The 2,184-nt window shown below is 55.3% G+C and carries 2 protein-coding genes and 1 pseudogene; 1 reads left to right on the top strand and 2 read right to left on the bottom strand.

Going from position 1 to position 2,184, the window contains the following annotated elements:
- Positions 1–128: 128 nt before the first annotated feature.
- The gene (locus tag RMSM_RS14910) at positions 129–560 is read right to left on the bottom strand and encodes a 6-pyruvoyl trahydropterin synthase family protein (RefSeq protein WP_040766843.1); all 432 of its coding nucleotides are present in this window, start codon (positions 558–560) and stop codon (positions 129–131) included.
- A gap of 226 nt (positions 561–786) precedes the next feature.
- On the opposite strand from RMSM_RS14910, the gene RMSM_RS14905 reads away from it, so the two are divergent.
- On the top strand, positions 787–1,746 hold the full coding sequence (locus RMSM_RS14905; protein ID WP_008697632.1) for an SMP-30/gluconolactonase/LRE family protein: 960 nt from the start codon (positions 787–789) through the stop codon (positions 1,744–1,746).
- A gap of 108 nt (positions 1,747–1,854) precedes the next feature.
- Here RMSM_RS14905 and RMSM_RS42610 read toward each other — a convergent pair.
- Positions 1,855–2,184, bottom strand: a pseudogene (locus RMSM_RS42610) (hypothetical protein); the annotation flags it as partial.

Raw genomic sequence — 2,184 nt, 5'->3', positions numbered from 1 at the left:
TCGCGACTTGATCCGGCCTACGTGGCCCGCGCGATTACCGACCATATTGTCCGATCGCCATGCAATGGCCCACCACACCACTGGCCCGATGAGCATCCGTCCCACATCGCCGAAATGCCGGTACGGGGCTACGCGTCCAATTCCACTTCGGCACAGGTCTCTTCGCTTTCCCACAACCGGACCTTGAAAGCCGAAGCGCCGGTGCCTTCGAGAATTTTTGGGCAGACCTCGTTCAGTAGATGCAGGGCCATGTTTTCGGCTGTCGGGTTGGACGCCAGCTCATAAATGCGATGCGGTTCGGACGAGCGAATTGCGGCGAGCCCGTTTTCGTCTTGGTCCCACAAAATAAACGAATGATCCCAATTTTCGTCCAACCATCCCTTACACCGCTCTTTGAGCATTTTGAAATCGAGGATGCGGCCGACCGAATCCTGCTCGCGACCGGTCACATAGATCTCGACTAGATAGTTGTGTCCATGCAGATTTTGGCATTTACCTTCGTGACCGACCAAACGGTGGCCCGCACAGAACGTAAATCGCCGCATGATACTCAATGACATCGTCAATCTTCCCCGAATCGATACAGTATCCTGGCCGCAATTTGTCCCAGGATGAAATGATGGAATAAGTCTTGTCTTCGACTCAGGCATCATAGTGGATGTCGCAATCATCGCGAATCGGCCTGGTTTCTCAGCCCATAAGAAAATGGCACACTATGCAAGCGTCCGGGTCGCGGCCCGAACGGTGCCAGAAACCAACATCCACTGAACCCCCGATTCATTCACCATGTCTGAAATCCACCAAGCTACCGCACTGAGCGTCCCAACGACCGATGCGCTGAGATTTTTGCCCGAAGGCCCGTTCGCGCTGCGTGATGGCCAATTTTCTTGGGTGGGAATTCAACATGGTGCGGACGCGAAACAGGGATCGCTGAATCTCTACGACTTAGCGAGCCAAACGAACCAATCATTCGATTTGCCGGGACGCCCTGGGTTTGCATTTCCTTGCACGACCGAAAACCGATTCATTGTCGGTTGCGAACGTTCGCTCGGTTTCTTTGACACCGCGAAGGGCACGTTCGACGTGTTTCAAGAGGGGATCGATGGCGACGTGTCGAACACGATCATCAATGACGGTACGTTTTTCGAGAACAACCTCGTCTTCGGAACAAAAGATCTCGAGTTTGCCACGAAAAAAGCAGGGCTATATTTGTATCGCGGCCGCGACTCGAAATTAATTCGGTTGCGCGACGACCAGATTTGCAGCAACGGAAAATCGATTGTCAAACGTGAGGACGGGACGCTCGATCTGTATGACATCGATTCACCGACTCGGCAAATCGTCCGCTACGCTTTGGACATTGACGCCGGAACGCTCGGCGATCCGACGGTCGTGATTGATTTGACCAGCGACCCGGCCGTGCCTGACGGAGCAATCCTGACGCCCGATGGCAAACACGTGATCGTGTCGATGTTCATGCCCGAGGTGGCTGATTTTGGATCGACCCGCATGTACGACATTGCCTCGGGTGATCTCGTTTGTGAGTGGCGAACCCCAGGATCGCCGCAAAACACTTGCCCCGCATTGGTGCGGCACGAAGGCAAAATCCAATTGGTGATCACGACCGCGGTGGAGAACATGGCACCTGAAGCCAAGGCCAAGTGTCCGAACGCCGGACAATTGTTCCTGGCCGAAACCGACATCGCTGACCATGGTGGTCCGATCAACGAGTTTTATCCTGCGTAGCACAGGCTGCCAGCCTGTGGTTTCCTGTGGCAGCAGGTGGCTGATGGACTACCTCGTCCGTCACTGGTGTATTCGACGGACTAGGAAATCCGTCGTACGACTAGCTGCTTAAAACGAATCGACGTGGTAGCGGTGGCACTTGGTGCAAGATTCGCCCGCACCGTGAGCGGTATGGCACGTCACACACGTCTGAAGCCCAAGCGGTTCAAAATCGTGTGCTCCACTTTCGCGGACGCGGTGGCAATGCACACAGTCGGTCAGCCCGGCGATGTTCATGTGCGGCCGGTGCGAAAATTTTGTGAAGGTCCGCCCCTGGCCTACTAGCGGAGGACTGGTCCATTTCCCCAAGCCCTCCGACGCTGCCGGATGACACGCGATACATGCAGCAACTGTGCGATTGGCTAGCATGCGTTTACGAATAGGGTCGTTCGCGGGCAG

Origin of the sequence: Rhodopirellula maiorica SM1, assembly GCF_000346295.1 — a bacterium.
Classification (GTDB): Bacteria; Planctomycetota; Planctomycetia; order Pirellulales; family Pirellulaceae; genus Novipirellula; species Novipirellula maiorica.
This window is presented reverse-complemented; position numbering and strand designations above follow the sequence as displayed.